The 25,970-nt window shown below is 66.9% G+C and carries 25 protein-coding genes; 12 read left to right on the top strand and 13 right to left on the bottom strand.

Going from position 1 to position 25,970, the window contains the following annotated elements; translation table 11 throughout:
• Positions 1-126 precede the first annotated feature (126 nt).
• Positions 127-369 carry a DUF5676 family membrane protein gene (locus GGQ61_RS18320; protein WP_221221121.1) on the bottom strand — a complete coding sequence of 81 codons (243 nt, stop codon included), beginning with the start codon at positions 367-369 and terminating at the stop codon, positions 127-129.
• Positions 370-1,050: 681 nt separating this feature from the next.
• Here GGQ61_RS18320 and GGQ61_RS18315 point away from each other — a divergent pair.
• On the top strand, positions 1,051-1,968 hold the full coding sequence (locus GGQ61_RS18315) for a DMT family transporter (RefSeq protein WP_183775981.1): 918 nt from the start codon (positions 1,051-1,053) through the stop codon (positions 1,966-1,968).
• 124 nt (positions 1,969-2,092) lie between these two features.
• Here the strand turns inward: GGQ61_RS18315 and GGQ61_RS18310 are convergent, their stop codons facing one another.
• Positions 2,093-2,287, bottom strand: coding sequence for a heavy-metal-associated domain-containing protein (locus GGQ61_RS18310; protein ID WP_183775975.1), 195 nt, complete (start codon positions 2,285-2,287; stop codon positions 2,093-2,095).
• A 144-nt stretch (positions 2,288-2,431) separates the two neighbouring features.
• Between GGQ61_RS18310 and GGQ61_RS18305 the strand changes: the two genes are divergently transcribed.
• Complete coding sequence (locus GGQ61_RS18305; protein WP_183775973.1) at positions 2,432-3,283, top strand: universal stress protein; 852 nt, start codon at positions 2,432-2,434, stop codon at positions 3,281-3,283.
• Positions 3,284-3,405: 122 nt separating this feature from the next.
• On the opposite strand, the gene GGQ61_RS18300 is transcribed toward GGQ61_RS18305, so the two are convergent.
• The 10 genes from GGQ61_RS18300 to GGQ61_RS18255 form a co-directional block, all read right to left on the bottom strand.
• The gene (locus GGQ61_RS18300; RefSeq protein WP_183775971.1) at positions 3,406-4,254 is read right to left on the bottom strand and encodes a F0F1 ATP synthase subunit gamma; all 849 of its coding nucleotides are present in this window, start codon (positions 4,252-4,254) and stop codon (positions 3,406-3,408) included.
• Positions 4,251-5,789, bottom strand: coding sequence for a F0F1 ATP synthase subunit alpha (locus GGQ61_RS18295; RefSeq protein ID WP_183775969.1), 1,539 nt, complete (start codon positions 5,787-5,789; stop codon positions 4,251-4,253). Before GGQ61_RS18295 ends, GGQ61_RS18300 begins: the two co-directional genes overlap by 4 nt.
• A complete protein-coding gene (locus tag GGQ61_RS18290) occupies positions 5,761-6,528 on the bottom strand; it encodes a F0F1 ATP synthase subunit delta (RefSeq protein WP_183775967.1) in 768 nt (255 codons plus the stop codon). The genes GGQ61_RS18295 and GGQ61_RS18290 overlap by 29 nt, the downstream gene beginning before the upstream one ends.
• Position 6,529: 1 nt before the next feature.
• A complete protein-coding gene (locus tag GGQ61_RS18285) occupies positions 6,530-6,775 on the bottom strand; it encodes a F0F1 ATP synthase subunit C (protein WP_183775965.1) in 246 nt (81 codons plus the stop codon).
• Positions 6,772-7,458 carry a F0F1 ATP synthase subunit A gene (locus tag GGQ61_RS18280; RefSeq protein ID WP_183775963.1) on the bottom strand — a complete coding sequence of 229 codons (687 nt, stop codon included), beginning with the start codon at positions 7,456-7,458 and terminating at the stop codon, positions 6,772-6,774. Before GGQ61_RS18280 ends, GGQ61_RS18285 begins: the two co-directional genes overlap by 4 nt.
• A complete protein-coding gene (locus GGQ61_RS18275; protein WP_183775961.1) occupies positions 7,455-7,727 on the bottom strand; it encodes an N-ATPase subunit AtpR in 273 nt (90 codons plus the stop codon). Before GGQ61_RS18275 ends, GGQ61_RS18280 begins: the two co-directional genes overlap by 4 nt.
• Positions 7,724-8,041 carry an AtpZ/AtpI family protein gene (locus tag GGQ61_RS18270; protein ID WP_183775959.1) on the bottom strand — a complete coding sequence of 106 codons (318 nt, stop codon included), beginning with the start codon at positions 8,039-8,041 and terminating at the stop codon, positions 7,724-7,726. The genes GGQ61_RS18275 and GGQ61_RS18270 overlap by 4 nt, the downstream gene beginning before the upstream one ends.
• A complete protein-coding gene (locus GGQ61_RS18265; protein WP_183775956.1) occupies positions 8,038-8,457 on the bottom strand; it encodes a F0F1 ATP synthase subunit epsilon in 420 nt (139 codons plus the stop codon). The genes GGQ61_RS18270 and GGQ61_RS18265 overlap by 4 nt, the downstream gene beginning before the upstream one ends.
• Positions 8,454-9,968 carry a F0F1 ATP synthase subunit beta gene (gene atpD, locus GGQ61_RS18260; protein ID WP_183775954.1) on the bottom strand — a complete coding sequence of 505 codons (1,515 nt, stop codon included), beginning with the start codon at positions 9,966-9,968 and terminating at the stop codon, positions 8,454-8,456. Before atpD ends, GGQ61_RS18265 begins: the two co-directional genes overlap by 4 nt.
• Positions 9,969-10,198: 230 nt before the next feature.
• The gene (locus tag GGQ61_RS18255; RefSeq protein WP_183775952.1) at positions 10,199-11,203 is read right to left on the bottom strand and encodes a hydroxyacid dehydrogenase; all 1,005 of its coding nucleotides are present in this window, start codon (positions 11,201-11,203) and stop codon (positions 10,199-10,201) included.
• A 589-nt stretch (positions 11,204-11,792) separates the two neighbouring features.
• On the opposite strand from GGQ61_RS18255, the gene GGQ61_RS18250 reads away from it, so the two are divergent.
• From GGQ61_RS18250 to GGQ61_RS18205, 10 genes are all read left to right on the top strand, one after another.
• Complete coding sequence (locus GGQ61_RS18250; RefSeq protein WP_183775949.1) at positions 11,793-12,563, top strand: slipin family protein; 771 nt, start codon at positions 11,793-11,795, stop codon at positions 12,561-12,563.
• Between the two features lie 150 nt (positions 12,564-12,713).
• Positions 12,714-14,696, top strand: a complete 1,983-nt coding sequence (gene ftsH, locus GGQ61_RS18245) for an ATP-dependent zinc metalloprotease FtsH (RefSeq protein ID WP_246371070.1) — start codon at positions 12,714-12,716, stop codon at positions 14,694-14,696.
• Positions 14,697-14,774: 78 nt separating this feature from the next.
• The gene (edd, locus tag GGQ61_RS18240; protein ID WP_183775947.1) at positions 14,775-16,616 is read left to right on the top strand and encodes a phosphogluconate dehydratase; all 1,842 of its coding nucleotides are present in this window, start codon (positions 14,775-14,777) and stop codon (positions 16,614-16,616) included.
• A 122-nt stretch (positions 16,617-16,738) separates the two neighbouring features.
• Complete coding sequence (locus GGQ61_RS18235) at positions 16,739-17,023, top strand: KH domain-containing protein (RefSeq protein ID WP_183775945.1); 285 nt, start codon at positions 16,739-16,741, stop codon at positions 17,021-17,023.
• Between the two features lie 17 nt (positions 17,024-17,040).
• Positions 17,041-17,316, top strand: coding sequence for a DUF2933 domain-containing protein (locus GGQ61_RS18230; protein ID WP_183775943.1), 276 nt, complete (start codon positions 17,041-17,043; stop codon positions 17,314-17,316).
• An 11-nt stretch (positions 17,317-17,327) separates the two neighbouring features.
• Positions 17,328-17,990: a methyltransferase gene (locus GGQ61_RS18225; protein WP_183775941.1), complete on the top strand. Its 663-nt coding sequence runs from the start codon at positions 17,328-17,330 to the stop codon at positions 17,988-17,990.
• A gap of 46 nt (positions 17,991-18,036) precedes the next feature.
• Positions 18,037-20,451 (top strand): heavy metal translocating P-type ATPase, encoded by a 2,415-nt coding sequence (locus GGQ61_RS18220; RefSeq protein WP_183775939.1) that lies wholly within the window; start codon positions 18,037-18,039, stop codon positions 20,449-20,451.
• A 218-nt stretch (positions 20,452-20,669) separates the two neighbouring features.
• Positions 20,670-22,379 carry a copper resistance system multicopper oxidase gene (locus tag GGQ61_RS18215; protein ID WP_221221120.1) on the top strand — a complete coding sequence of 570 codons (1,710 nt, stop codon included), beginning with the start codon at positions 20,670-20,672 and terminating at the stop codon, positions 22,377-22,379.
• Between the two features lie 23 nt (positions 22,380-22,402).
• Positions 22,403-23,323, top strand: a complete 921-nt coding sequence (locus GGQ61_RS18210; protein ID WP_221221119.1) for a copper resistance protein B — start codon at positions 22,403-22,405, stop codon at positions 23,321-23,323.
• 377 nt (positions 23,324-23,700) lie between these two features.
• Positions 23,701-24,027 (top strand): hypothetical protein, encoded by a 327-nt coding sequence (locus GGQ61_RS18205; protein WP_183775937.1) that lies wholly within the window; start codon positions 23,701-23,703, stop codon positions 24,025-24,027.
• A gap of 583 nt (positions 24,028-24,610) precedes the next feature.
• Here the strand turns inward: GGQ61_RS18205 and GGQ61_RS18200 are convergent.
• Positions 24,611-25,879 carry a DUF4010 domain-containing protein gene (locus GGQ61_RS18200; protein WP_183775935.1) on the bottom strand — a complete coding sequence of 423 codons (1,269 nt, stop codon included), beginning with the start codon at positions 25,877-25,879 and terminating at the stop codon, positions 24,611-24,613.
• Positions 25,880-25,970: the final 91 nt, after the last annotated feature.

Below are 25,970 nucleotides of genomic sequence, written 5' to 3'. Positions count from 1 at the left end.
ACCAGAGCGCGAGCAACATTCACGCTCCCCTTGCGGGATGCTGGGGGTAGACAACCGCCGAAGTCGCGACTCCGCATCGGGGACAACGGTTGCGCCGAGGCCCCGTCGCCGACGCGATGGGGGCGATCATGTGGAGCGCGGCCGCTCACCCATGGCGGCGAAGACGTTGAACAGCGGGCCGAAGATCAACGCGACATACCACCCATAGCCGAAGCTCTCGGCGAGCCCGAGGAAAAAGCTTGGCCAGGTGAGCCAGGTGAATCCCGGCAGCAGGTGACGCCACGTCTCATACATGGCCTGGCCCGGGAATAAGAGGTCGAAGCCGATGCACAGGACGTAGGTAGTCGCCAGGAAAAGGCCGAGGCTCATGCCAAGCGCTATGACCGGTACCCTTACCGGCGTCTGATCCGCGGCCAGGTGGCTCCCTCGAGGCGGTGTTGATGGCGTTCTTGCCTCAGCCATGTGGTCCTCCAGTGGAATGTTGCAGCACTCCAATGCGCTTGGGCACGGGTATCCCCAGACGTGCGAAATTGTCGACAACCGACCCGCCGCACGGGGTGAAAGGCGCGCAAGTCAGCGACGCGGCAAGTGGTCATGGCGGGACCCCACGCCCCGGCCGCCCCCAAGCGTAGGCGACGTGCCCGACGTCGCCCGATGGCTTGGGCCCGTCTTGTCTTCGTCCTGGCGATGGCCATGCCCCATGACGTGAGCGCCGCAGCCGAAGCGCATCAGGACGAATATGATCCCGGCCCAGACGAGAAAATAGATCAATGCGTTCACGGACGACCTCCATCAGGGTCGAAGATTGCAAGCGCGCGTCGGACAACCCTGTAGAAACACCCCTCCTGACATGCGCTTGTGCGGTCGATGGGCGGTGCGACTTCGCCTTCCGGGAAGTTGCGCCAACCACGACGATAGACGGCGCACTGCGGCGATCATTACAGTACGAGCGTCCGCATCCTGAATGCTTGCATAGACAGGCGGCCCCGGAAGGGCGCAACAGGACGACGATCCCGCCGATCGTCGCGCAACCGGGCAAATTTCCACCTCATGACTATCGTTTCGATCCTCAAGGTCGTGCTGGTGATGTTGCTCTGGGCGGCCTGCTATCCCCTGATCACAGCGGGAATACAACTGGCCCCGCATATGAGCTTTGCGGCGCTCCGCGCCCTCCTGGCGGGATCGGCGCTGACCCTGGTCGCGATGACGCTACGGCGGCCGGCGCCCAAGCAATTGCGGGATTGGGGCCTTCTAGCGCTGATCGGGTTCGGCGCGACGAGCCTCGGCTTCGTGGGCATGTTTCATGCCGCCGCCTATGTCGCGCCGGGCGTCGCCACGGTGATCGCCAACACCCAACCTCTCCTGGCGGCGGTTCTGGCGGGCGCGGTCCTGAAGGAGCGCCTCACTCCGCGCGGGGCGGCCGGGCTGGCGCTGGGTTTTCTGGGCATTGTTGTCATAGCGTCGCCGCAGCTCCTCTCTGGCGCGTCGCGAACCTACCTGCTCGGCGTGGGCTTCATCGTCCTCGCCGCGCTGGGCATCACGATCGGCAACGTCTTGATCAAGCGGATCGCGGGCCGAGTCGACGCCATGATGGCCATGGGCTTGCAGATGCTGATGGGCAGCCTTCCGCTCATCCTCACGGCGGCGCTTACCGAGCGGCCAGCGGACATCCACTGGTCGTTCGCCTTCATCTGGATTCTCCTGGCGCTTGGCCTCCTCGGGACGGCGCTCGCCTATTGGCTCTGGTTCTCCGTCCTGGAGGCGACGCCGCTGAACCAGGCCAACGCCTTCAGCTTCCTCACGCCGATCTTCGGCCTGGCGATGGGGTCCGTCTTCTACCGCGAAGTTCTGGATTGGCCGGTCTTCGTCGGGGCCGGCCTGACGTTCCTTGGCGTTGGCTTGATGGCGCGCGGCGGAACGGTCGCCTCAGAGGCGACGGTGGGGCCTGATGATCGTTCCAAACCCTGATCGGCCGGATAGGGGTGCTGCGCGGCCGGGATCGCGAGCCGTCGTGTCGAAAGACAAGGCCTGCTCTGGGTGCGGCGGAGCCTCTGCCGCGCCAACCCCAGACCCTAGCCGCGCGCCTTGAGGCTCAGAGGACCACCTTGTAACCGGCCCGTTCGATGGCCGATCTGATTGTCGCGGCGTCGCGATCGCTCTGCACATGGACGGCATGGCCCTTGAGGTCCACGTCGACGACGGCGTCCGGATCGGCCGCGGCGATGGCGCGTTTTACAGACGCCGCGCACCCGCCGCACTTCATCCTCTCCACCTTGATCGTGATCATGTTCGACTCCATGCCAACGCGAAGTCCCTCGCCTCTAGGAAGACGTCGCCCGTCATCCCCCCTTACAGACGCCGCCGCAGCGGCTGGCGGTAAGGTCGCGCGCCACGATCCGTCCTCGTTAGGAACCGCGCCTGGAGTCAGCCCATGTCCATCTCCACCATCCTGGTCCCCGTGGAGGCCGAACCCCAGCCGGATGCGCGCTTGGCGCTCGCCGTCGACCTCGCCAACCAGCTCGACGCCAAGCTGATCGGCGTCGGGGCCGAACCCTACAAGAGCGCTTTCGACAGCAGCGGCTATGCCGGCGATGGTCCCGCCTATGGCGCGGGGCCCCTGATCGTGGCCCAGCTGGCGTCGATCGAAGCCGATCTGGAACGCGCTGAGGCGAAGTTCCGCGCCGCCGCGACAGCTTTGCGGCAGGGCTGCGAATGGCGCGCCCAGATGCAGGCGCCGCTTCAGAAGCTTGCGGCTGAGGCGCGGGCTGCCGACCTAATCTTCATCGGTCGCAGCATGGCGCGGACCGGACGGGACGACGGGCTCGCGCTGGCCGGCCCGCTGGTGCTCGCCGCCGGTCGGCCTGTTCTGATGACGCCTCCGGGCGCCACGCAAATTACGCTGAGCAGCATTGTCATCGCCTGGCAAGAGACACGCGAGGCGCGCCGCGCCGTCATCGACGCCCTGCCCTTCCTGCAGCGGGCGCAATCCGTTCATGTCGTGGAAATCTGCGCAAATCCAGACGAGGCGGCCGAGGCGATGCTGCGCCTCACGGACTTGGCCGCCCATCTGGCGCGGCATGGCGTCGAGGCGACCGTTGAGACCGCCTTAGAGGGTCGCGGTTCCGATCCCGTCGAGCAGGTTCTGGACATCGCGACCCGGCGCAAGGCGGACCTGATCGTCGCGGGGGCCTATGGACACAGCCGCCTGCAGGAACGGGTGTTCGGCGGCTTCACCCGCGCCCTCCTCACCCAGACAGACCGCGCCGTTCTGCTCAGTCATTGAGGGCAGGGCGGCTCGCAGGGCGGAGTCATGCGTGGATCGCTCTGGGCCACCACGACCGCCTGCGAGGCCCAGGGCGCGCGTAGTCGACGACCGCGCACGGGTCGCCGCGCCAGCCGCAGCGTCTACTGTCGGACCCGATCGTCCGCCGAGAGGGCGCCGGATGTCACTTCCTGCACCTCAGCGGTGATCTGTTCTTGTCGCAACAACCGTTCCTGCCGGGTCAGTTCGTCGAGCTTGTCTTCGATGTTGAGACGCGCCGATTCCATGGTCGCCAGCCTCGCGGCGTTCTCGCTGGCGAAGCTCTCCAGCGCCGCCAGCGCCAGCTCAGCGAACATATACTCGCCCACCAGCTGTTCGATCAGACGACCGGGGGGCAGATTGGTCAATGGCGGCGGCCCGGAACCAGCCGTCGGCCCGTGTCCCAGGTCAAGGGGAAGGAGCGGCTTGCGAACGGCCGCAAACCCGGTTGCGCCGGTCGTGACCGTGTAGAGGATCTCAGCCCGCGAGATCTGATCCTTCACGAAACTCCCGTAAAGGGCGTCGGCCACACGTCGCGCGGTGGCGTCCACCCCTGCGATCCGGCTCGCCATCGCGGACGTCCAAGCGAGGGGCAAACGGCGCTGCTGCGCCAGAACGAGACCGCGGCCGCCGAGCAAGAAGACCTCCGAGACTTCGTGGGCCCCCAATGACGCCAAGACCCGCTCGGAGAACGCCCCCGCGAAACCGTGCTCGGCGGCGAAGACGACCACAGCGTTGCGCCCGGCCGCGGCTGGAGGTCGCGCGTCCAGCGTGAGGGTCGTCGACGCCCGTTGCAATCCGGCGTTGATGACCTCGCCATAGGCTCGGAAGCCGCCGAGCGCGCTTCGCGCCTGCTGAGCATGGGCCGCGGCGATTCCGCGCATCGCGTCGACCACCATCTTCAGCTTTCGCACGCTACGGATACGGGCTTGTGCGTCGACCAGCGCGGTCATGGTCGAGTCTCACCGGACTTGGCTTTGAAGGTGGCCGCGAGGGCGGTGATCGCCGCTGCGATCTGTTCGCGGTCGCCGGCGCTGACCCGCCCATCGGCCTCGAGTCGCGCCAACGGGCCTTTGCACCGCTCATCCAGCCAAGGCCCCAGCTGGCGTTTGAACGCCTCGATCTGGTCAAGCGCCAAGCCATCCAGCATCCCATCGTGGAGGGCCAGCAGTTCGCCGACCTCGTGCCCGAGCGGCAAGGGCGCATATTGCGGTTGGGTGAGGATGGCGCGAATCCGCCGACCGTGGTCGATCTGCGCCTGGGTGTGCGGGTCGAGCGTCGTCGAGAACCGGGTGAACAGCTCAAGCTCGAGGAACTGGGCGTAGTCGAGCCGAAGGTTTTCCGCCAGGTCGCGCAGGACCGGCGTCTGGGTCTTGCCGCCGACCCGGCTGACGCTGAGACCGACATCGACGGCAGGCTTCTGACCTTCGTCAAAGAGCTTTGTGCTGAGGACGATCTGTCCGTCTGTGATCGAAATGAGATTGGTCGGGATGTAGGCGCTGAGATTGCCGGCTTCGGTCTGGGCGATGGGCAGCGCCGTCAGCGACCCGCCGCCGCGGTCCGACGAAAGCTTCGCCGCGCGTTCGAGCATCTTGGCCTGGACATGGAAGATGTCGCCTGGATAGGCCTCGCGACCGGACGGTTGTCGCATCAGCAGGGACAATTCCCGATGGGTCGCGGCATGCTTCGTCAGGTCATCGAGGATGATCAACACATGGTCGCCGCGGTCGCGAAAGAACTCCGCCATGGTGAAGCCGGCATAGGGTGCGACCCACTGCAGGCCGGGCGCCGTCGCCGACCCAGCGACCACGAAGATGCATCGCTTTGGATCCCCATAGGTTCCGACCGCATCGATGACCTGCCGCACGGACGAGGATTTCTGTCCCATCGCCACATAGATGCAGATGACGTCGCCGCCCCGCTGATTGATGATGGCGTCGGTCGCCAGCGCCGTCTTGCCGGTCTCGCGATCACCGATGATCAGCTCGCGCTGCCCGCGGCCGAGCGCCAGCAAGGCGTCGATGAGTTTGACGCCCGTCTGCAGGGGTTGCGTCACCAGGTCGCGATCGATGATGCTCGGCGCCGCACGTTCCACCGGATCATGCCGCACGGCGCTGATCGGCGGCCCGTCGTCGAGCGGCCGGCCCAGGGGATCGACGATTCGGCCGAGGAGGCCCTCCCCCACGGGCGTGCCCACCGGCGCGCCCAGGCCATGGACCTGCTCGCCGGCCTCGACCCGACCCAGGTCGAGAAGGACGCATCCGACCCGATCGTCCTCAAGGGTATGGGCGAACCCGGTGGCGCCGCCTTCGAAGCGCATGAGCGAATTGGCCGCCAGGTCCGGAAGCCCCCTCACGAAGGCGATCCCGTCGCCCACCTCCTCGACCACGCCGATCTGTTCGGGGCGCGATTCCAGGGCGGTCGAAGCCAGGCGCCCCTCCGCCGCCTCCAGCCAGCGGTCAAGCGACGATCGTAGCGGGGTCGGCATTGATCACCTCGGTTTCCAGCTGTTTCAGGCGCTCAGCCCATGAGCGCCGCAGAATCGTGAAGGGAAAATGGATCTCCACGCCGGCCAGCAGATTCGCATCGACCCGGAACACCGGGGCCAGCGGCGCGCCGAACGTCTTGGTCAGTATCCCTGCCACGGTGTCCTGGGCCGTCTCGTCCAGCGGCGTCGCCGTCACCACCTGCGGCGAGCCTTGGCGCGTCGAGAGACGCTCTGCGATCTGCCGCTTCGTCTCGGCCGGCAGGGCGCGGAGGTCCTCGCAGGCGAGGTTGAGCAGGTGCGTCTGGAGGGATGTCGCAGCGGGGTCGTCGACCAGACGACGCACCATGCCGATGGCGAGCCGGGCGGCGTCGGTTCCCGAAGAGGCGACGATTGCGGCCCGCTCCTGCGCCAATTCGGCCTGCGCCGCCTGTCCGAGCGCCTCGGCTTCGGCCCGCGCCCTGGCGAGCACCGCCTTGCTCTCCGCGTCGGCCGCCTCGTGCGCCGCCTTCAAGGCGGCGTGGCGATCCTGCTCGATCGAGGCGCGTTGGCGCTCCAGGTCGAGCCGAACGGTCTCAGCCGCCGCCTTGGCGGCCTCGGCGTCCGCAGTCAACTTGTCGGTCGCGGCCTTCCGCGCCGCGAGAATCGCAAGCACCGGACGATAGAGGAACCGGTGCAGCAGCCAGACCAGCACCAGGAAATTGGCGGCCTGCAGGCCCAGGGTCCAAAGGTCGAACTGCATCTCAACGCACGAACGGATTGGCGAACAGGACCAGGAGCGCGATCACCAGGGCGTAGATGGCCATGGTCTCGATCATGGCCAGGCCGACGAACAGCGTCCGCGAAATCACACCCGCCGCGTCCGGCTGGCGAGCGATCGCGTCCATGGCCGCCGCCACCGCCTTGCCCTCGGCCAGGGCGGGGCCGATGGCGCCCATGCCGACCGCGAAGGCCGCGGCCAGGATGCTGATGTGGGGCAGGTAGTTCATCGCGGGCTCCTGGAGGACGAGGGGGTGTGTCCGACCGCGCCGCCGATGAAGACCATCGCCAGGACGGTGAAGATGTAGGCCTGGATCAGGCCGGTGAGCAGTTCGAGCGCCATGAACGGGATCGGTACGAGCAGGCCGACCAGGGACAGCACGATGCCGATGATGAAGACCCCGCTCATGATGTTGCCGAACAGGCGGACCATCAGCGAGAAGGTCCGGGTGACCTCGGACAGCAGGTTGAGTGGCAACATGATCCAGGTCGGCTTGGCGAAATCGGCGAGGTAGCCGCCGAGGCCGCGCGCGCGGACGCCGAAGTAGTGGACGGCGAGGAAGACGATGATCGCCAGCGCGGCGTCGGTTTCAAGATGCGCGGTCGGGGGCTCGACGCCCGGAAGCAGGGCCAGCAGATTGGCCGAGACGATGAAGATGAACAGGGTCGCCAGGAACGGCAGGTAGGGCTCGGGATCGTTCCGCATCGTCTCGCGGATCTGGTCGCGCACCGCGGAGATCAGCAGCTCCAGGGTGGCCTGGACGGGCTTCGCATCGAGCCGCAGCTTGTGCGTTCCCAATAGGCCGGTCGTCGTCAGCGCCGCCATCAGACCCCAGGTGACGACCACCGGCTCGGTGATCGGAACTGGCCCGATGTGGAAGAGCACCTGAGCGGTCAGGGGCGAGGTGATCATCCGACCCTCGCCAGCAGCCGCAGGGTCAGCGGCCGCGCCAGCACTAGGCCCGCCGCGATGGCGATCAGCGGCCCCGCGCCTGCGTGGGCCGCCCAGATTAGCACGGCGGCCAGGACGGCCAGGCGCACGATGTGCAGGCCGATGGGTCTCCACAAATCGCCGCTCATATAGAGCCTCGTGTTGAACCGTAACGACGCGAGGCTCGCCCCGCCCAGCGCAAGGCCCGCGACGCCGAAGATCGCCAAACGCCCGATCTCGTCTCCGGTCATGCCTCGTCCTCCCGCTGGATCTGCTGGACGCGCCGCCAGGCGATCACGCAGCCGGTCGCCAATCCGGCCGTCAGCAACGCCCCCGTCCAGAAGATGCCGACGTCGAAGCGCCGGTCGAGCCACCGCCCCAGGAAGACACCGGCGAGGGTCGGCGTGATGACTAGCCATCCGAGCGCCCCGATCATCGCCAGATTCTGCGCCAGCGACCTCTCGCCGTGGGTCTGCCAGAAGGCCCGGCGTTTGGCGCGCTGGGCGACGGCGCGCTGAAGTGCGCTCTCGACGTCGCCGGGCGAGGGGTCGAGCGGCGGCCTCATGAGGGGGCCGCCCTGACGTCGCTCGCACCAGGTCGCAGATAGCCGACGATCTGTCGGATGGCCTGGATTCTCAGATGTTCCGAGTGAGCCCGCGCCTGGCGGTCCTGCTCGGCGTCCGCCCGAAGCCGATCACCAACAATCGCTTCGAGCGCGGCAAGGTCATCGCCCACGATCGCTTCGCGGGTCGCGACCGCGACCTCGCCGCGGTTCACCGTCAGAAGCCCGCCGCGTACGGCGCAATACCCTTGCCGCCCATCGAGATGGCGCCAACTGAGGACAGATATGCTCAGCGCCGTCATGAAGTCCGCATGGTGGGGCAGCAGCCCAAACTCTCCGCTCGCGTCCTCGGCGCGTATGGCGGCGATGTCGTCATGATCGACCGTGACCTTGCTAGGCGAGGTGATGAGAAGCTTCATGACGCCGTACCCTCGGGTGTCGCCTGCGCCTGTCGGGCGCGCGCCTCCTCCAGGTCGCCGACCATGTAGAGCGAACTCTCGGCCCAGGCGTCGGCTTCGCCCTCCAGGATGGCTTGACAGCCGGCGACCGTCTTGCCGACCGGAACCGTGCGACCCGGCTTGCCCGTGAAGGCCTCGGTGACCTGGAACGGCTGGGTCAGGAACCGCTGCAGGCGACGGGCGCGAACCACTGTGCGGCGGTCGTCGGCGCTCAGTTCGTCCATCCCGAGCAGAGCGATGATGTCCTGGAGGTCGCGGTATCTCGCAAGGGTGGACCGGACGTCCTCCGCCAGACGGTAGTGGGCTTCCCCCACGACGCTGGCGTTCAGCAGGACCGAATTTGAGCGCAGCGGGTCGACCGCAGGATACATGCCCTGGGCGGCCATGGCGCGCGACAGAACGACGGCGCCGTCAAAATGATTGAACAGCGCTGTGACCGCCGGATCGGTGAAGTCGTCGGCCGGAACATAGACGGCCTGGATCGCCGACACGGCCGCGCCGGGAACCGAGGCGATGCGCTCTTCCAGCCCCGCCACCTCTGTGGCGAGGGTGGGCTGGTAGCCGACCCGGGAGGGCAGACGCCCTAGCAGGCCGGAGATTTCGCCCCCCGCTTGGACGAAGCGGAACACATTGTCCATCAGCAGAAGCACATCGCGCTTCTTCTCGTCACGGAAATACTCGGCGATCGTCAAGGCGCTGAGCGCCACCCGCCAGCGCGCGCCGGGGGGTTCATTCATCTGACCATAGACCAGCACCGTCCGCTCCAGGACGCCGGATCTGCGCATCTCCAGCAACATCTCATGGCCTTCGCGGGACCGCTCGCCGACACCCGCAAAGACTGAGATTCCGCCATAGGTCTCGCCCATGGTGCGGATCAATTCGGTGACCAGCACGGTCTTGCCGACACCGGCGCCGCCGAACAGGCCCGCCTTGCCGCCCCGTGCGAGCGGCGCCAGCAAGTCGATGACCTTGATGCCAGTCTCCAGCAGCGTGGGCGCGCCGCTCTGCCGGGCCAGCGTCGGCGGCGGACGGTGGATTGGCCAGCGGGGCGTCTCAGCGGGGATGGGAGGGCCGCCGTCACGCAGCACGCCCAGGACGTCCACGAGTCGTCCCAGCAGGGCCTCGCCGACCGGCGCCGCGATCGGCCCGCCGGCAGATCGGACCACCAGCCCACGGCGCAACCCCTCGGCGCTCTGCATCGCCACAGCGCGGACGCGATGTTCGTTGAGATGGGTCAGAACTTCGGCGACCAACGGCTCCGGCCCGCTCCATTCGATTACGAGCGCGTCGTTGATCTCTGGCAGATCGCCCGCCAGGAATTCGACGTCCAATACTGTGCCCCGCACGGCGACGAGGCGCCCCTGCCGAATATTCTTGGCCCCAGTCGATGATCGGGGGGCGTCGATTCCGGTTGGAAGAGCCGTCTGCGCCACTGCCGGATCACCCGCCAAGAGGTCGATGAAGGCCGGCATAGAGCCGGCCAGCCGGACAGAGGGGCGCCGAAAGTCGCATCGGCGCAAGGGACGAGAGGTCACGCAAGGCGCGCGCCCGTCGCGGTCCTTCGCCCACCTTTGATGCGTGTGCGGGATTGCGCGCATCTGGATGTGACATCGGAAGCGGCTCCGAAAGGCACGGCGCAGGAGCCGTCGGCTCCATAGACGTCCAACTGACGCATTGCTTACGCGGTCGCGGCGGAATGAGCTCAGCGAACGACATTTTGCGCCGCGCCCTGCGCGAACGCCTCGATGTTGGCGAGGCTGGTGTCGATGATGCGGCCGACCGCTTCGCGTGTATCGTAGGCGATGTGAGGCGTGATCAGCACGTTCGGAAAGCGCAGCAACGCGTGGTCGGCGATCATGGTTCGCAACTGATCGGGCTGGAGCCCGGACCCGCTTCTGAAGATCTCCGCCTCGTCACGAAGCGCCTTCTCCTCGGCGATCACATCCAGACCGGCGCCGCCGAGTCGTCCGGAATCGATCGCCCGGATGAGGGCCTCAGGATCGACGACGCCGCCGCGGGCGGTGTTGATCAAGATCGCACCGGGCTTCATCAGCGCGAATTCCGGATCTGAGATCAGGCCCTGGCTGCCGCCGCCGCCCGGAACGTGAACGGTGATGACGTCGGCGGCGGACAGGAGGTCGACAAAGTCCACATACTGAAAGCCGAGGTCTTGAGCGGCCTGAAGATCTGGCGCCATGTCGAAGGCCAGGACCTCCATGGAGAACCCTCGGCCGATCTCGATCGCCCGGCGTCCGATGCGGCCGGCGCCGATCACGCCCAAGGTCTTGCCGGCCAGTTCGAAGCCGCGCAGCCCCCGCGTCGAAAAGTCCCCACGGCGGACGCGGTCGCCAGCCTCGGGAATCTTTCGGATCAACGACAGGAGCAAGGCGAAGGCGTGCTCGGCGACTGTGTGATCACCATAGTCCGGCACGTTGCAGACGGTGACGCCTGCGCTTCGGCAATAGGCCAGGTCGATGTGATCAAAGCCGGTGGAGCGCGTGGCGATGAGCTTCAGGCGAGGCAGGCACTCCAAGACGTCACGGCGGAGATCAGACTCGACGAAGGGGCTGATAGCTTCCGCCATCGCATAGGCGCCGACGGTGTCGCGGCGGAGCGGCGCCTTCGTGCAGCTGAGCGTGTGGTGCGGGGTGAGCGCGGCGCAGGCCTTTGCCTCCCACTCCTCAGCTTCAAAGACCACGATGTCCATGCGTTCCGCTCCTTATCCGGTCCTGAGCCCGCCCGAGCCTGAGCAATGGGTGGGATTGATCTAAATCGTCAGGCCCGCCCGCGTGTGTCGCCAACCCTGGTGTGGCCCGTCATCGTCCCTCAGCGGCCTGACCCGGCAAACGGCCGTCTCTTGGAGACCACGATCCCAAAGACGCCGCGGCGGGTCTGACCTTACAGAGCGTTGGGCGGTCCGGACGAGCGGGGCCTCCCACCACGACCAGTGAAACGCGGTGGGCCGGCGAGGGCCCCCAAGAGGGCCCGCTCGCAGCCCGGCTCGTAAAATCGCGCCGTGAGCCCGCGCCATAGGCCCCGGCGCGGGGGCTCCCACTGTCGCTGCCTCACCGTAAGCTGGCGCGTCCCTGTAATCGCCAAGATGGTATCGCGTCTCTGATCAACAGACCCGTTCCGACGCCGACGCGGAGGGTGGCGGTTCGCCAGTTGAGTTCGTGAGTCCTCACTGGGCTGCGGGTGAATCCTTCACAGCCAGTGCGCGCGCGCCGCCGCCCTCATGGCGTCAGGCGCGCGAAGAACAGGAAGTTCCGCAGGCCTTGATCATACAGGAGCAGAAGATGACCGGCAGTCTCACCCTAGCAATCCTCGTCGTCATTGGCCTTCTGGCGCTGTTGGCCGGAACGATCCGCATCCTGCGCGAATATGAACGCGCGGTGCTCTTCACCCTAGGTCGATTCTCCGGCGTCAAAGGCCCGGGCCTCATTCTCATTTTCCCCTTCGTGCAGACAATCGTGCGTGTGGATCTACGAACGATCGTGCTGGATGTGCCGACGCAAGATCTCATCTCCCGAGATAACGTCTCAGTCCATGTGAACGCGGTGATCTATTTTCGGGTAGTCGATCCGGAACGCGCGATCATCCAGGTTGAACAATATGTCGATGCGACCAGTCAGCTGGCCCAGACGACGCTGCGTTCGGTGCTGGGAAAGCACGACCTCGACGAGATGCTCGCCGAGCGCGACAAGCTGAACAAGGACATCCGAGAGATCATCGACACCCAAACCACGGCCTGGGGCATTCAGGTCGCCAATGTCGAAATCAAGCACGTCGACATCGAAGAAACCATGGTCCGAGCGATCGCGCGCCAGGCGGAGGCAGAACGCGAACGCCGCGCGCGGGTGATCAACGCAGAGGGCGAACAGCAGGCGGCGCAAAAACTGTTGGAGGCGGCCGAGACCCTCTCCGGACGGCCGGAAGCCATGCAGCTCCGCTATCTCGGCGCCTTGGCCGCCATCGCCGGGGAGAAGAGTTCGACCATCGTCTTCCCCTTCCCCGTCGAGTTCGGTCGCTTCTTCGAGGCGTTCGCACGATCGTCCGCCAAAGGCTGACGTCGGACCCCGCGGGCTCGCGCCGATTGGCCTTCGTCACGTAGGGACAAGGCCCAAAGCCGGGCCGGCTGTAACCGAGAGCCGCTGACCACGTCCTAGACACCGCATGGCGCGCTCGGCCCCGCGCTAGCTTTTCTGGGAGTGCGAGCCATGTCCCGCGTGACCACATCCTGCACTGGCTTCGCTGCTGCGGTCATCATGATGAGCCTGGGCCTTGCTGGCTCGGGACGTGCTGAGGCGATCGACAGCGCCGCGGCCTCAGTCCCGGTCACCTCAACGGAAACGTCCACCGCCTATTCGGACTTCATGCGTAAGGTGCAGGAGGGCCTCGTCCGAGAAGTCATCATCGACGACCACTTCGTCCAAGGTCAACTATCGGACGGAACGCGTTTTCGCACGACCACGCCGGACGATCCGAACATGGTGTCCTCGCTCCTCGCCCGTGGCGTCAAGGTCACGGCCGCCAGGACGGGTGCGGGTTGGCCTTGGATCGGCGCCCTTGTGGCCGTCTCGGCCATCCTGTTCCTGGTCGGGGTGTCGGTCGGTTCCGGAAGGACCTCGCAACCGCGATCCGGCGGTGGAAGCCCCGCGCCCATGGGCTTTGGTCGATCAAAGGCGAGACTATCGCCTCCGAACAGCGAGAAGGTCACGTTCGAAGATGTCGCGGGGGTCGAGGAGGCCGAGCAGGATCTGAGGGAGCTCGTGGATTTCCTCAGGGCGCCCGAAAAATTCCGCCGGCTGGGCGCCAAGATCCCCCGCGGCTGCCTGTTGATGGGTCCGCCCGGGACCGGCAAGACCTTGCTCGCGCGCGCCATCGCGGGCGAGGCGGGGGTTCCCTTCCTCAGCCTTTCCGGTTCCGAGTTTGTGGAGATGTTCGTGGGCGTCGGCGCCGGGCGGGTCCGCGACCTCTTCGCTCAAGCGCGTGCTTGCGCTCCCTGCATCGTCTTCATCGACGAGATCGACGCCGTGGGCCGCCACCGGGCGGCCGGCCTCGGCGGGGGCAACGACGAGCGCGACCAGACCCTGAACCAGCTCCTGGTCGAAATGGATGGCTTCGCGCCCAATGAAGGCGTTGTGCTCGTCGCGGCCACCAACCGACCAGATGTCCTCGACGCCGCCCTGCTCCGCCCCGGTCGCTTCGACCGGCGGATCGCGGTCGACCCGCCAGACATCATCGGACGTGAGCACATTCTCAAGGTCCACTTGCGCGCCACGCCACTGGCGGCGGACGTGGACGTCAAGCAGATCGCCCGGGGCACGCCCGGCTTTTCCGGCGCGGAACTGGCCAACCTGGTCAATGAGGCGGCCCTCCTCGGGGCGCGCCGAGGGGCCGAGCATATCGGGGCGGCCGATCTGGAGGCGGCGAAGGATAAGATCCTGATGGGGTCCGAGCGGCGTTCGTTGGCGATGACCGAGGCCGAGCGGGAGGTCACCGCCTTTCACGAGGCCGGCCATGCCTTGGTCGCCCTCTGCACGCCGGGCCACGATCCCCTGCACAAGGTGACGATCATCCCGCGCGGGCGCGCCCTCGGTGTGACCCTCTTGCTGCCGGAGCGCGACCGGTACGGCTACACGCGGCAGGAGCTCGAGGCCAAGATCGCTATGATGTTCGGCGGCCGAGTGGCCGAGGAACTGGTGTTCGGAAAGGACAGCGTCACCACGGGCGCCAGCGACGACCTGCGCCAAGCCACCCACCTGGCGCGTCGGATGGTGACTGAGTTCGGCTTCAGCGACCGTCTGGGGCCGCTCGGCTACGAGGAACAGGACCCGTCGAGCCATCTCGGCCACGTCGGCGCCCGGCGGTCGAATATCGCCGAGGCGACCGCGCAGATCATCGACAAGGAAATCCGGCGCATCGTCGACGAGGGGCAAGCCAGAGCGAGGATGATCCTCACCGCAAGATCCGGCGAACTGCGGCGGCTGGCGGCGGCGCTTCTGGAGCATGAGACTCTGCCCGGATCGGACGTTCGAGATCTTATCGAGGCCGCGGCGTCTGACGTCGCTGGCGACCCCCATAACGCGACGCCTTGTCCGGCCGTGGTGAATGGGAAAGCGATCCGCGAGGGGCGATCTTCACTCAGGGTCGCCGCAGAGACTTCGACACGCGGTTCGAACAACATCAGCGGCGACTAGCGGCGAACGACAGGCGCGCGCGCCGATCGACCAAGGCGGGTCAAGGCTGGCGGGACCACGGCCACCAGAGGAGGACATATGATGCATCCGGTCACGGCGGAAGTCACCGAACGAATCGTCGAACGCAGCCGCGAGACCCGCGCCGACTACCTGGAGCGCATGGAGCACGCGCGCTCGGCCGGGACCGGACGGGCGAAGCTCTCCTGCGCCAACTTTGCGCACGCTTTCGCGGCGGACAGCGACGCCGACAAGGCGACGATGCGCAACCCGACGGCGCCCAACCTGGCCATCGTCAGCGCCTACAACGACATGCTTTCGGCCCATCAGCCGCTGGAGCGCTTCCCGGCGATCATCAAGACCGCAGCCCGTGAAGTCGGCGCCACGGCCCAGTACGCCGGCGGCGTACCGGCCATGTGCGACGGGGTCACCCAGGGCCGGCCCGGTATGGAGCTGTCGTTGTTCTCCCGCGACGTCATCGCCATGGCGACCGCCGTGGCGCTCACCCATGACGCCTTCGACGCGGCCCTGATGCTGGGCATCTGCGACAAGATCGTGCCGGGGCTGACGATCGGCGCGCTCGCCTTCGGCCACCTGCCGGTGATCTTCGTGCCCGGCGGGCCGATGACCTCGGGCATCTCCAACGCCCAGAAGGCGAAGGTGCGCGCGCTCTACGCGCAGGGGCAGGCGACGCGGGAGGAACTGCTCGACAGCGAGATGGCGTCCTACCACGGCCCCGGCACCTGCACCTTCTACGGCACCGCCAACTCCAACCAGATGATGATGGAGATGACCGGCCTGCACCTGCCGGGCTCGGCCTTCGTGCATCCCAACACGCCGCTGCGTGACGCCCTGGTGGCCGCCGCGCCCAAGCGGGCGGTGGATATCCGCGACGGCTCCAATGCCTATACGCCGATGGCCCAGGTGGTGGACGTCAAGAGCCTGGTGAACGCGCTGGCGGGCCTGCTCGCCACCGGCGGCTCCACCAACCATACGCTCCACCTCATCGCCATGGGCCGCGCGGCCGGCATCCAGCTGACCTGGGAGGATTTCGACGACCTCTCCCGGGTCACCCCGCTGATCGCGCGGGTCTATCCGAACGGCAGCGAGGACGTGAACGCCTTCCATGCAGCCGGCGGCATGGCTTTTGTCGTGCGCCAGCTGCTGGACGCCGGCCTCGCCCACGACGATGTCATGACCGTCGCCGGCCCTGGCCTGCGCCGCTTCCAGACCGAGCCCTTCCTCGACGGCGGCAAGCTCGTCTGGCGCGAGGGGACGGCGACCTCGCTCAACCCCAACATCCTGCGGCCGGTGGACGATCCGTTCCAGGCCGAGGGCGGCCTTCGCCTGCTGAACGGGCCCCTGGGCCGGGCGGTGATCAAGACCTCGGCGGTCAAGCCCGAGCACCTGGTCATCGAGGCCCCGGCAGTGGTGTTCGAGGACCAGGACGAGCTGCAGGCCGCCTTCGGGCGCGGCGAGCTCAACAAGGACTTCGTTGCCGTCGTCCGTTTCCAGGGGCCCAAAGCCAATGGCATGCCGGAGCTGCACAACCTGACCCCGCCGCTCGGCGTCCTGCTCGACAAGGGCTTCAAGGTGGCGCTGGTCACCGACGGGCGGATGTCGGGGGCGTCGGGCAAGGTCCCGGCCGCCATCCATGTCACGCCGGAGGCCGCCGAGGGCGGGCCGCTGGCTCGCGTCCAGTCCGGCGACATCATCCGGATCGACGCGCCCAACGGCGCCCTGACCATCCGCGTAGATGCATCGGAGTTGATGCGCCGCGACGCGGCGGCCAATCCTGGCTCCAAGCCCGGCTACGGCCGTGAGCTCTTCGGTTGGATGCGCCACGCCGCGGGCCGGGCGGACGCAGGCGCATCGTCCCTGGGCGACATGGCCGAGAAGGAGGAGAGGCCACCGCCGATATAGACAGCCGCCGGCGACCGCATCGGCGGGGGCGCCGTCGTAACGTGTAAGATTACCGGCCGGCGCGCGTCTCCTCCTGCAGCGGCTGTGGTCCGCGACGCGCTATGGAGTGGCTGGAGAGCCCCATGACCCTCATCGACAGCCGCCGCATTGGCGTCCTCGCGGGCTTTGATGCGAAGACCAAGGCGCGAATCGAAGACGCCACGGTGTCGCTGACCGTGTCGGGCCCCGGCCATTTTGGCCGCGCAACCTTGCCGCTCGAACCCATGAGGATCGAGGGGGCCACCACCTATGGCGGGTACGTCTCGCTGCGCGATCCCGGCCGTCACGGCCTGACATTTCGCGTGGCTCGCGCGGGACCCCAGCACGATCCGGCAAGAGCCGTCTTCAGCTATGAGCAGGCCCGATGAAACGTCCAGGACCCCCCATGTCGATAAAGCAAGGCGAGACCACGCGCCCATCCTCGAAGCCCTGGACCGGGGCCATCGGAAAACTGGTGATCGCGGTCTTTGTCCTGGCGCTCGTGGGTCTGCTGTTCACCGAGCATCGGGCGCATGTGTTGGGCTGGCTCCCGATCCTGTTGCTGCTGGCGCTGTGTCCACTACTGCACATGACGATGCACGGCGGACATGGCGGCCACGGTCGGCGGGAATCCGATGGTGACGCCCAAACCGGCCCGACCGATCCCCCGCATCGCCATTGAAGGAGGCCCTGGTGCACGACACAACCCCCGCCTACGGTCTCTGGTCCCTCGTGGTCCTGAACTCCGTGCTGTTCATTTTCTTCGCCTTCAGCTTCTTCAAGCCGAAGACACGGCTGGACTGGCGCGCCTTTGGCGGGTTCAGCGCCTTCGTCGTGGCGTTGTTCACGGAGATGTACGGCTTCCCTCTGACCATCTACCTTCTCTCGGGGTGGCTGCAGACGCGCTTCCCAGAGGTCAACTGGCTGTCCCACGACGCAGGACATTTGCTGGAGGAGATGTTCGGGTGGCGCGCCAACCCGCATTTCGGGCCCTTCCACATCCTCAGCTTCGTGTTCATCGGCGCGGGCTTCTGGTTGATCTCAGCCGCGTGGCCGATCCTCTACCGCGCGCAAAGAGATGGCGTACTGGCGACCTCGGGTCTCTACGCCAAGGTGCGCCATCCGCAATATGATGGTTTCGTGCTGATCATGTTCGGCTTCCTCCTGCAATGGCCGACCATCCTGACCGTCCTGATGTTCCCGGTCCTGGTGATCATGTACTGGCGTCTGGCGGTCGCCGAAGAGCGGGACACCGAAGCGGTGTTCGGCGAAGCCTACCGCGCCTACAGACGCACCACGCCGGCCTTCATTCCGCGCCTGGGCGACCGGCGCCAAGCCGGCGGCTTGACCAACTGACGCGCGCCTCGACGCCTATCTCCCCACGCCAACGCGAGTGAGCCCTGTGAAAACCACCACGGTCGATGTCACCAGTTTCCGCACGCCGCTCGATCCGCTCGTGGTCGAGAAGCGGTTGCGCGCCCTACCGGGCGTGCGAACCGTTTCCGCCAATTTTGCGTCGGCTTCGGCGACAGTGACCTATGACGAGGCCACGACCGATGTGGGGGCCTTGCGCGATGCGGTCCAGGATTGCGGCTTTCACTGCAGCGGCGAGGTCGTGCCCCGCCATGTTTGCGCGCCGGGCTCCGACACGGTGGGGCCCGACAATCCGAAAGCGCCCGGCCACCCACATGGCGCGGACGCCGGTCACGCCGGTCATGCCCGTCATGCCGGGTCGCCCCGACCCGCCGGCGCGAAATCCACCGAGGCTGGCGATGACGCCATGGCGGATATGGGCCACGGCCCCGGCATGGACATGGAGACCATGGCCCGGGACATGCGCAATCGCTTCTTCGTGGCGTTCGGCTTCACCATCCCGATCTTCCTGCTGGCGCCGATGGGAATGGACTTCCTGCGGGTTCCGCCCCCCTTCGGCTGGGATCTCGACCGCACCCTGTTCGTGCTTGCCAGCGCCGCCATCCTCTGGCCCAGCTGGCCCTTCGTCATCGCTGCAATTCGCGCCCTTCGCCGGGGGGTGTTCAACATGGCGGTGCTGGTCCTGCTAAGCGTCGGCACGGGCTATCTCTTCAGCGTCGGCGCGACCTTCTTCTTCAAGGCCGATCAATTCTACGAGGCCTCCGCGCTCCTGCTGGTCTTCATCCTCCTGGGACACTGGCTGGAGATGCGGGCGCGCGCCGGCGCATCGGACGCGATCCGCGGTCTCATGGACCTCGCCCCGCCCATGGCCATGGTCGAGCGCGACGGCGTGGAAAAGGAAGTGCCGACGTCCGAGGTGCTGGTCGGCGAACTGGTCGTCGTTCGCCCCGGCGGCAAGATCCCCGTCGATGGGGTGATCGAAGACGGCGCGTCAGAGATCGACGAGTCCATGCTCACGGGCGAATCGATGCCCGTCTCGAAGAAGGCCGGCGACACGATCGTGGGCGGCGCGATCAACAAGGCCGGTGTCATCCGCTATCGCGCGACCAAGGTCGGTTCAGACACGGCGCTCGCCCAGATCGTCAAACTCGTACAGGAGGCCCAGAATTCCAAGGCGCCTGCCCAGCTCCTGGCGGATCGGGCCTCCCAATGGCTTGTACTGGCGGCGATCGCCATCGGCCTGCTGACCTTTGCTGTGTGGTTCTGGGTTGTCGGCCAGACCCTGCTGTTCGCCATGACCCTGACCATCACCGTGTTTGTGATCGCCTGCCCCGACGCGCTTGGCCTGGCCACCCCCATGGCGATCATGGTCGGCACCGGGCTGGGCGCCAAACACGGCATCCTGATCAAGGATGCGGGCGCGCTCGAAAACGCCGTGAAGCTCAACGTGATCGTCCTCGATAAGACCGGCACTCTGACCATGGGGCAGCCGAAGGTCGTGCAGGTGGTTGCGGCGGCGGGCTTCGACGAAACTGCGGTGATCACCGCCGCCGCAGCGATCGAGAAAGGGTCTGAACACCCCTTGGCGGTGGCGATCCTAGAGCGCGCGGCGCAACTGACCATTCCCGCCGCCGCCGAGTTCAAGGCTTTGGAAGGACGCGGCGCTGAGGCGCGGGTCGATGGAAAGGCCGTCCTGCTCGGCAACCGGCGACTGATGGATGAGCGCAAGATCGCGCTCGGCGCGCTTGCCGACGAGGCGGCGCGGCTTGCGGGTTCGGGGCGGACCGTCGTGCATCTGGCGCGGGACGGCCAGTTGATCGGCCTCGTCGCCATCGCCGACGCCACCCGGCCCACGGCTGGCGAGACCATCCGCCAGCTCCAGGCGCTGGGCGTCAAGGTCGCCATGCTCACCGGCGACAACGCCGGGACGGCGCAGCGGATCGGCGACGAGCTCGGAATCGACATCGTCCTCGCCGACGTGCTGCCCGGCGACAAGGCCGCCAAGATCAAGGAGCTCCAGAGCCAGGGCAACAAGGTCGGCATGGTCGGCGATGGCGTCAATGACGCGCCGGCGCTCACTCAGGCTGACGTCGGCTTCGCGATCGGCGCAGGCACCGACGTCGCGATCGAAAGCGCCGACGTGGTCTTGATGCGCAGCGATCCCCTGGATGTGGTGAAGGCGATCGAGCTTTCCCGCGCCACCTTGCGCAAGATGCACCAGAATCTCTGGTGGGCGGTCGGCTACAATGTCGTGGCCTTTCCCTTGGCCGCAGGCGTGCTCTACCCGATCACCCTGAGCCCGGAGATCGCCGCGCTTTCGATGTCCGGAAGCTCGGCGATCGTCGCCATCAACGCGCTGTTGCTAAAGCGCACCCGGCTGGGCGAGCCAAAGGGGCATCGTCGGCCCGCCATCTCTAAGACGGCCCCCAAACCCGCCGTTTGACCCCCCGTGGCGTTGGTAGGCCTCCGGCAGAGACATCGACGGCCCGGCGGGCCAACGCGCGGTCCGAGAGGCCATGGAGGCCGCCCGGCGACGCTGCCAGGTGTACGTGCGCTGGTCGCGTAATGCTTCGCCTCTAGCCGCGTCATCCCTGGCGACCGACGCCGAGCGCCAAGCCGCGGCGGCGCCTTGGTCACGCGTCCCCAGGAGAGATTTTAGCAATGATGGATGATCTAAGGCGACAGCGCAGCGGCGCGGCGGCGTTCCCGCGACGGCGCCTACTGCAGGCCGGCGCGGCGGTGACGGCCCTTGGAGCCCTGGGGACGAAGGCTTGGGCCCTGCCAAGAGCCCCGCAGCCGGTCGAGCTGACCGGAACCGAGTTTGATCTCGAGGTGACGCAGATCGCCTTCGATCCGACCGGGCGGATGCGCTTCGCGACGGCCGTCAACGGCCTGGTGCCCGGTCCTGTCCTGCGCGTGCGGGAAGGCGATGCGGTCACGATCCGCGTCGCCAACCGGCTCAAGGAAATGACGACGATCCCTTGGCACGGGATGATCGTCCCCGCAGACATGGATGGCGTGCCGGGGATCAGTTTTCCAGGCATCGCGCCGGGAGAGACCTTCACCTATCGGTTCACGGTCCGACAGAGCGGCACCTTCTGGTATCACGCCCATACGTTGGCGGAGCAGACCGGCCTCTATGGGGCCATCATCGCCGAACCCCGTGATGTGGACCCCATCGCCTCGGATCGCGACTATCCGATCATTCTGAGCGATTGGACCGACGAGAACCCGCTGCAGGTCTTCCTGAACCTGAAGAAGATGGGCGGCTACTACAATTTCGCCCAGCCCACGGTCGGCGACTTCTTCGGCGACGTGTCGCGCGACGGCGTCGCTGCGGCGATCGCCAAACGCGAGATGTGGAACCGCGCGCGGATGAGTCCGAAGGACTTTAGCGACGTCTCCGCCACGACCTACACCTATTTGATGAACGGCACGCCCCCAAGGGAGAACTGGTCGGCGATCGCCAAGACGGGCGAGACCGTGCGCCTGCGCTTCATCGGCGCGGGCACCGCGACCTATTTCGACGTGCGCATACCTGGCCTGAAGCTGACGGTCGTCTCCACCGATGGGCAGCGGGTCGAACCGGTGACTGTCGACGAATTCCGCATCGGACCCGGCGAGACCTATGATGTCGTCGTCCAGATCCCGGACGACCGGGCCTACACGATCTTCGCCCAGTCGATGGACCGGACCGGCTTCACCCGCGGCACGTTGGCGGCGCAGGAGGGCATGACGGCCGAGGTGCCTCCCCTTGATGCGCAGCCCTGGCTCGATCCGATCGACATGATGGGCGCGATGGCTGCGATGTCGGGTCCCCATGCCGGTCATGGCATGACCCAAATGGCGCCAAAGGCTCGCCACGCGCGTACCGAGTACGGTCCGACCACGGATATGCGCGTCGACTACCCACGCTCCAACCTAGACGATCCCGGCGCAGGCCTGAGACGGAATGGTCGGCGTGTCCTGACCTATGCGGACCTGCGCACGGTCGGCGGCGCACTCGACCCCAGGGCGCCCGATCGCGAGATCGAGCTGCATCTGACCGGCAATATGGAACGCTTCATTTGGTCGCTCGATGGTCTGAAGCTGAACGACGCAAAGCCGATCCACTTCCGTCAGGGCGAACGCCTTCGCATCACCTTCGTCAACGATTCCACCATGGCCCATCCCATGCATCTCCACGGGATGTGGAGCGAACTGGAGGCCCCCGACGGGACCTTTCAGGTCAGGAAGCACACGATCTCGGTGCAACCCGCGCAGCGCGTCAGCTTCGCCGTGACCGCCGACGCCCCCGGCAGATGGGCCTTCCACTGCCATCTCCTCTATCACATGGCCGCGGGCATGTTCCGCGAAGTGGTGGTCGCATGACCTGGACTTCAATCCCCCAGCGCATGGCTCTCACCCGAGCGGTCGTCGCAACGATCGGCGCCCTGATGCTTCCTGCCACGCCGGGCCTGGCCCAGAGCCTACCCGCCCCGCCTGCCCACGATCACGCGACCGCCCCGCCTGCTCATTCTGTATCGGCCGACATGCCGGGTGATAGCCCATCGCCGGCCGGCGCGGCCGCCATGGAGATGGGCGGGATGCAAGGCGGATCCGCCCCGGAAGGCGCGCGAGACCCGAACGCCTTTGCTGACGGCTTCGAGTACACGGGGATGGCCGGCTTCGAGAAGACCGATCAGATCCCGCTCGGGCTCGCTCTGATCGACGAACTGGAATTCGTCTCTGGCGACGCGGGGGATGGAATGGCTTGGTCGGCCCAGTTCTTCCACGGCGGCGATAACGACAAGCTCCTGCTGCGCACCCAGGGCTCCAAGGTCTCCGGCTCGAAGCTGGAGGCGAACTCTGATCTCGAAGCCATGTGGTGGCACGCCTACAGCCCGTTCTGGGGCCGCGTGGCGGGGGTCAGGCGCGACATCGGTCCAGGCGCCCATACTTGGCTCGCCGCGGGCGTGGAAGGTCTGGCGCCCTACTGGTTTGACGTCGAAGTGACAGGATATCTTGGCGATGATGGACGGCTCTCCGCGCGTCTGAAGGCCTCGCAGGACCTGCGCTTGACAAACCGGCTGGTCCTCACGCCCCAAGGCGAGACGAACCTCTACAGCCGCAGCGAGAAGGCTCGCGGTGTCGGCGATGGCGTGAGCAATGTCGAGCTCGGGATTCGGTTGCGCTATGTGATGAGCCGCAGGTTTGCACCCTACGTCGGCTATGTATGGGACCGATCCCTGGGCGCCACCGCAGATTTGAAGCGGGCCGACGGAGACGCCGCGATGGATCGACGGTTTGTCGCGGGTGTCCGCCTCCTTTGGTGACGACCGTCCTTGGCCGACCGCACGGCCGGCGACATGCTGGCCGGATGGCCTAATGACGCTGACGGGATAACTGGCCCAATATCGCGGAGCCCCTGACACGACGTCGGTGGTCCTCCCGGCGCAGGCCAGGACCTTCGTGTGCGTGCAGCCCAGTGGCGCTCGGGCTGGGCTTCACCTCTGCGTCGGCGGCGCGCGTGGTGTTCTGCGATGTCGGCCGTGACCATGGAGACACGCGGGCCGATATGCGCTCAGCTCAGGACTGCTGCGCGCCTCCGTCATCGTCGTCGAATCGACGAAGCGGTCGCCCGTAAGGCTTCGTGCGGAAATGCGTCAGACCCCAGGTGAGGGTCACGTCGACGTCTCCCAAGGAGATCATCATGAGAGTCATCATCGCGGGCGTTGCGGCGGCTTTGTTGAGCGGGAACGCCGCCATGGCTCAAGATCACGCCGCGCACCATCCGGGCGTCCTCGAGGCGCGGGCGAAGGCGGCCGACGACAAGCTGCACGAGGACTGCAAAGCCTACATGGGTCGGATGATGGATCCCAAACAACCGCATGATCACACGCGCGAGAAGATGGGCGTCACGAGCTACCCGAGGGGCAAGCCGCTCTCGCCCGCCGAGATGAAGGCGATGCATGACAAGTGCCAGGCGATGATGGACAAGCCTGCGGACTCCGTCACCGCGCCAGCGGCGCCGCACTGAAGCTGGTCGGACGGCAGGCCGCTTCGAGCGGCGGGCGGCGAATTCTACGCGCGGCCCCGGGCTACGTCGGTCGGCGTAGCACTAGGATCGGAGCCAAGCCGGCGGCGGGTGCGCGCAAATTCGTCGTCTGGCGGACAGGGCGGTCGTCAAAATCACGAATTCGTCGTCGGTGTCGAGCTTGGCGTCGAGGTCCAACCGAACGGGCTCTCCATTCCCTCAGCCCAACGCCTTTGCTGAGCGGCGCATAGGCTTGCGCCCCCGTGGTCGGCGCAGAGCATCTCGCGCCCGACGCGCCGGGGCAGTTGGCTCCGCGAAAGGGCCTTGCCGGCATCTCCGGGCGTGGGCTTGAAGAAGCAACGGCAGAGGTCTGCCCTAATGTGGTCGGAGCAGTTCGGCGGCGGACACACGGTCCGCAAGACCGCGCGCCGACGCGTCGCCGTGGCGGGCGGGCAGTCCCCCAGGCGGCGATCTGCCCATCAAATAGGCGCGCCTCTACAAGGCGTGACCAGGCGCGTCTAGCCAGAAGTCCATGAGCCGATTTCGGCAAGCTCGACCGGTTGGACCCGTCGTGCGTTGACATGGATCAGCTAGTTCCGCTCCGCACACCGAGAACCAAGGCCGCCGCCACGACGGCGATCAGACTGGCTCCGCCGATCAGCAGGCCATGCTTTCGTCCGCCGATGCCGGCCGCCATGACTGCCTTTGACAATGTGTTTGACGCCACCGCCAAGCTGACCGCCAGAACGGCGGCCTCCACCGCCAGATCGCGTCCGGCAAGCTCGGAGACCGACAGGGTCAGGGCGTCCACGTCCGCCACGCCGGATAGGACCGCCAGACCGTAAACGCCGATCGCGCCAAATCCGCGCGCAAGCATCTTGCCGAGCAGCATGATCACCGCGATCAGCCCGGCGAATTTGAGCGCCTCGGCCAACTCGAGGGGGTTGGTGAGGGTCGTGATCGCCTGAGACCCGGCGCCGGCGCGGCGTATGGCCATCAGCAGCGCCCCAGACACACCCAACACCAGGGCGAAAGCTCCCATCGGCCACGCGAGGGCCACGGCGAGCGGCGGGTTAATTGTCGCGGCGAGGACGACAACGCGCAGGGCCATCAGCCCGCTAGAGATGAGGCTGCCACCCGCGAGCCATGTGCAGAGGCCAGGGTTGCCGCGCACTAGGCGGGCAAAGCTCAAAGTCGTCGCCGTTGATGAAGCCAGGCCGCCGGCGAGGGCTGAGAGCACCAGGCCACCGCGCGCGCCCACGATCCGGACGGCGGCGTATCCCAGAAACGACATGCCGGCGATCAGCACAGCCAGCAGCCAGATTCGCCGCGGATTGAGCGTCTGCCAAGGATCGAAGGTCCGGTCCGGAAGCAGCGGCAGGATGAGGGCCGTCATGACCAGCAAGACCAGGACCGCGCGCAACTCCACCCAACTCAGCGCGCGCACCCAGGCGTGCAGAGGGCGTTTGAAGGCGAGAACGGCGGTCGCGACCACGGCGGCGCCGACAGCGACGAGGAGCGCCCCGCGGGCCGCATAGGCGCCCAAGGCGAACGCCAGCAGCCCGGCGATCACGCCCGTCGCGCTTGCATCTCGCGTGCGCCGGGCCTCGATGAACTGGAACGTGCCGAGCGTCAGGGCGACGGATAAGAATGCAGCGGCCAACAGGGCTTCCGATGCGTCTGATCCGGTCAACGCCACCACGCCGCCGAGCAGGCCGGTCAAGCCCAAGGTCCGAAGCCCCGCCGCGCGGCGGCCCTCCCCGGCGCTTCGCCGCCGCCAGCCGCGTTCCAGTCCGATAAGGAGGCCGATGGCCAGGGAGACACCTAGCCGCCCCAAGGCTTCAAATTCTGACACGCCCGCGCAACCTCCGGCTCGCCGAGGCTCCTATACGCCCCGGCAAGCAGACGCTGCGCAGCGTCGCGCCCTTACAGCCGAAGCGAGAGGC

Source organism: Phenylobacterium haematophilum (assembly GCF_014196295.1).
GTDB lineage: Bacteria > Pseudomonadota > Alphaproteobacteria > Caulobacterales > Caulobacteraceae > Phenylobacterium > Phenylobacterium haematophilum.
The sequence above is the reverse complement of the archived record's forward strand: the minus strand, read 5'-3'. Positions and strand labels throughout refer to the sequence as shown.

Coding starts and splice junctions, on each gene's coding strand:
- GGQ61_RS18320 (WP_221221121.1), bottom strand. CDS start 369: ATGAGCCTCGGCCTTTTCCTGGCGACTACCTACGTCCTGTGCATCGGC.
- GGQ61_RS18315 (WP_183775981.1), top strand. CDS start 1,051: ATGACTATCGTTTCGATCCTCAAGGTCGTGCTGGTGATGTTGCTCTGG.
- GGQ61_RS18310 (WP_183775975.1), bottom strand. CDS start 2,287: ATGATCACGATCAAGGTGGAGAGGATGAAGTGCGGCGGGTGCGCGGCG.
- GGQ61_RS18305 (WP_183775973.1), top strand. CDS start 2,432: ATGTCCATCTCCACCATCCTGGTCCCCGTGGAGGCCGAACCCCAGCCG.
- GGQ61_RS18300 (WP_183775971.1), bottom strand. CDS start 4,254: ATGACCGCGCTGGTCGACGCACAAGCCCGTATCCGTAGCGTGCGAAAG.
- GGQ61_RS18295 (WP_183775969.1), bottom strand. CDS start 5,789: ATGCCGACCCCGCTACGATCGTCGCTTGACCGCTGGCTGGAGGCGGCG.
- GGQ61_RS18290 (WP_183775967.1), bottom strand. CDS start 6,528: ATGCAGTTCGACCTTTGGACCCTGGGCCTGCAGGCCGCCAATTTCCTG.
- GGQ61_RS18285 (WP_183775965.1), bottom strand. CDS start 6,775: ATGAACTACCTGCCCCACATCAGCATCCTGGCCGCGGCCTTCGCGGTC.
- GGQ61_RS18280 (WP_183775963.1), bottom strand. CDS start 7,458: ATGATCACCTCGCCCCTGACCGCTCAGGTGCTCTTCCACATCGGGCCA.
- GGQ61_RS18275 (WP_183775961.1), bottom strand. CDS start 7,727: ATGACCGGAGACGAGATCGGGCGTTTGGCGATCTTCGGCGTCGCGGGC.
- GGQ61_RS18270 (WP_183775959.1), bottom strand. CDS start 8,041: ATGAGGCCGCCGCTCGACCCCTCGCCCGGCGACGTCGAGAGCGCACTT.
- GGQ61_RS18265 (WP_183775956.1), bottom strand. CDS start 8,457: ATGAAGCTTCTCATCACCTCGCCTAGCAAGGTCACGGTCGATCATGAC.
- atpD (WP_183775954.1), bottom strand. CDS start 9,968: ATGCCGGCCTTCATCGACCTCTTGGCGGGTGATCCGGCAGTGGCGCAG.
- GGQ61_RS18255 (WP_183775952.1), bottom strand. CDS start 11,203: ATGGACATCGTGGTCTTTGAAGCTGAGGAGTGGGAGGCAAAGGCCTGC.
- GGQ61_RS18250 (WP_183775949.1), top strand. CDS start 11,793: ATGACCGGCAGTCTCACCCTAGCAATCCTCGTCGTCATTGGCCTTCTG.
- ftsH (WP_246371070.1), top strand. CDS start 12,714: ATGTCCCGCGTGACCACATCCTGCACTGGCTTCGCTGCTGCGGTCATC.
- edd (WP_183775947.1), top strand. CDS start 14,775: ATGATGCATCCGGTCACGGCGGAAGTCACCGAACGAATCGTCGAACGC.
- GGQ61_RS18235 (WP_183775945.1), top strand. CDS start 16,739: ATGACCCTCATCGACAGCCGCCGCATTGGCGTCCTCGCGGGCTTTGAT.
- GGQ61_RS18230 (WP_183775943.1), top strand. CDS start 17,041: ATGTCGATAAAGCAAGGCGAGACCACGCGCCCATCCTCGAAGCCCTGG.
- GGQ61_RS18215 (WP_221221120.1), top strand. CDS start 20,670: ATGATGGATGATCTAAGGCGACAGCGCAGCGGCGCGGCGGCGTTCCCG.
- GGQ61_RS18210 (WP_221221119.1), top strand. CDS start 22,403: ATGGCTCTCACCCGAGCGGTCGTCGCAACGATCGGCGCCCTGATGCTT.
- GGQ61_RS18205 (WP_183775937.1), top strand. CDS start 23,701: ATGAGAGTCATCATCGCGGGCGTTGCGGCGGCTTTGTTGAGCGGGAAC.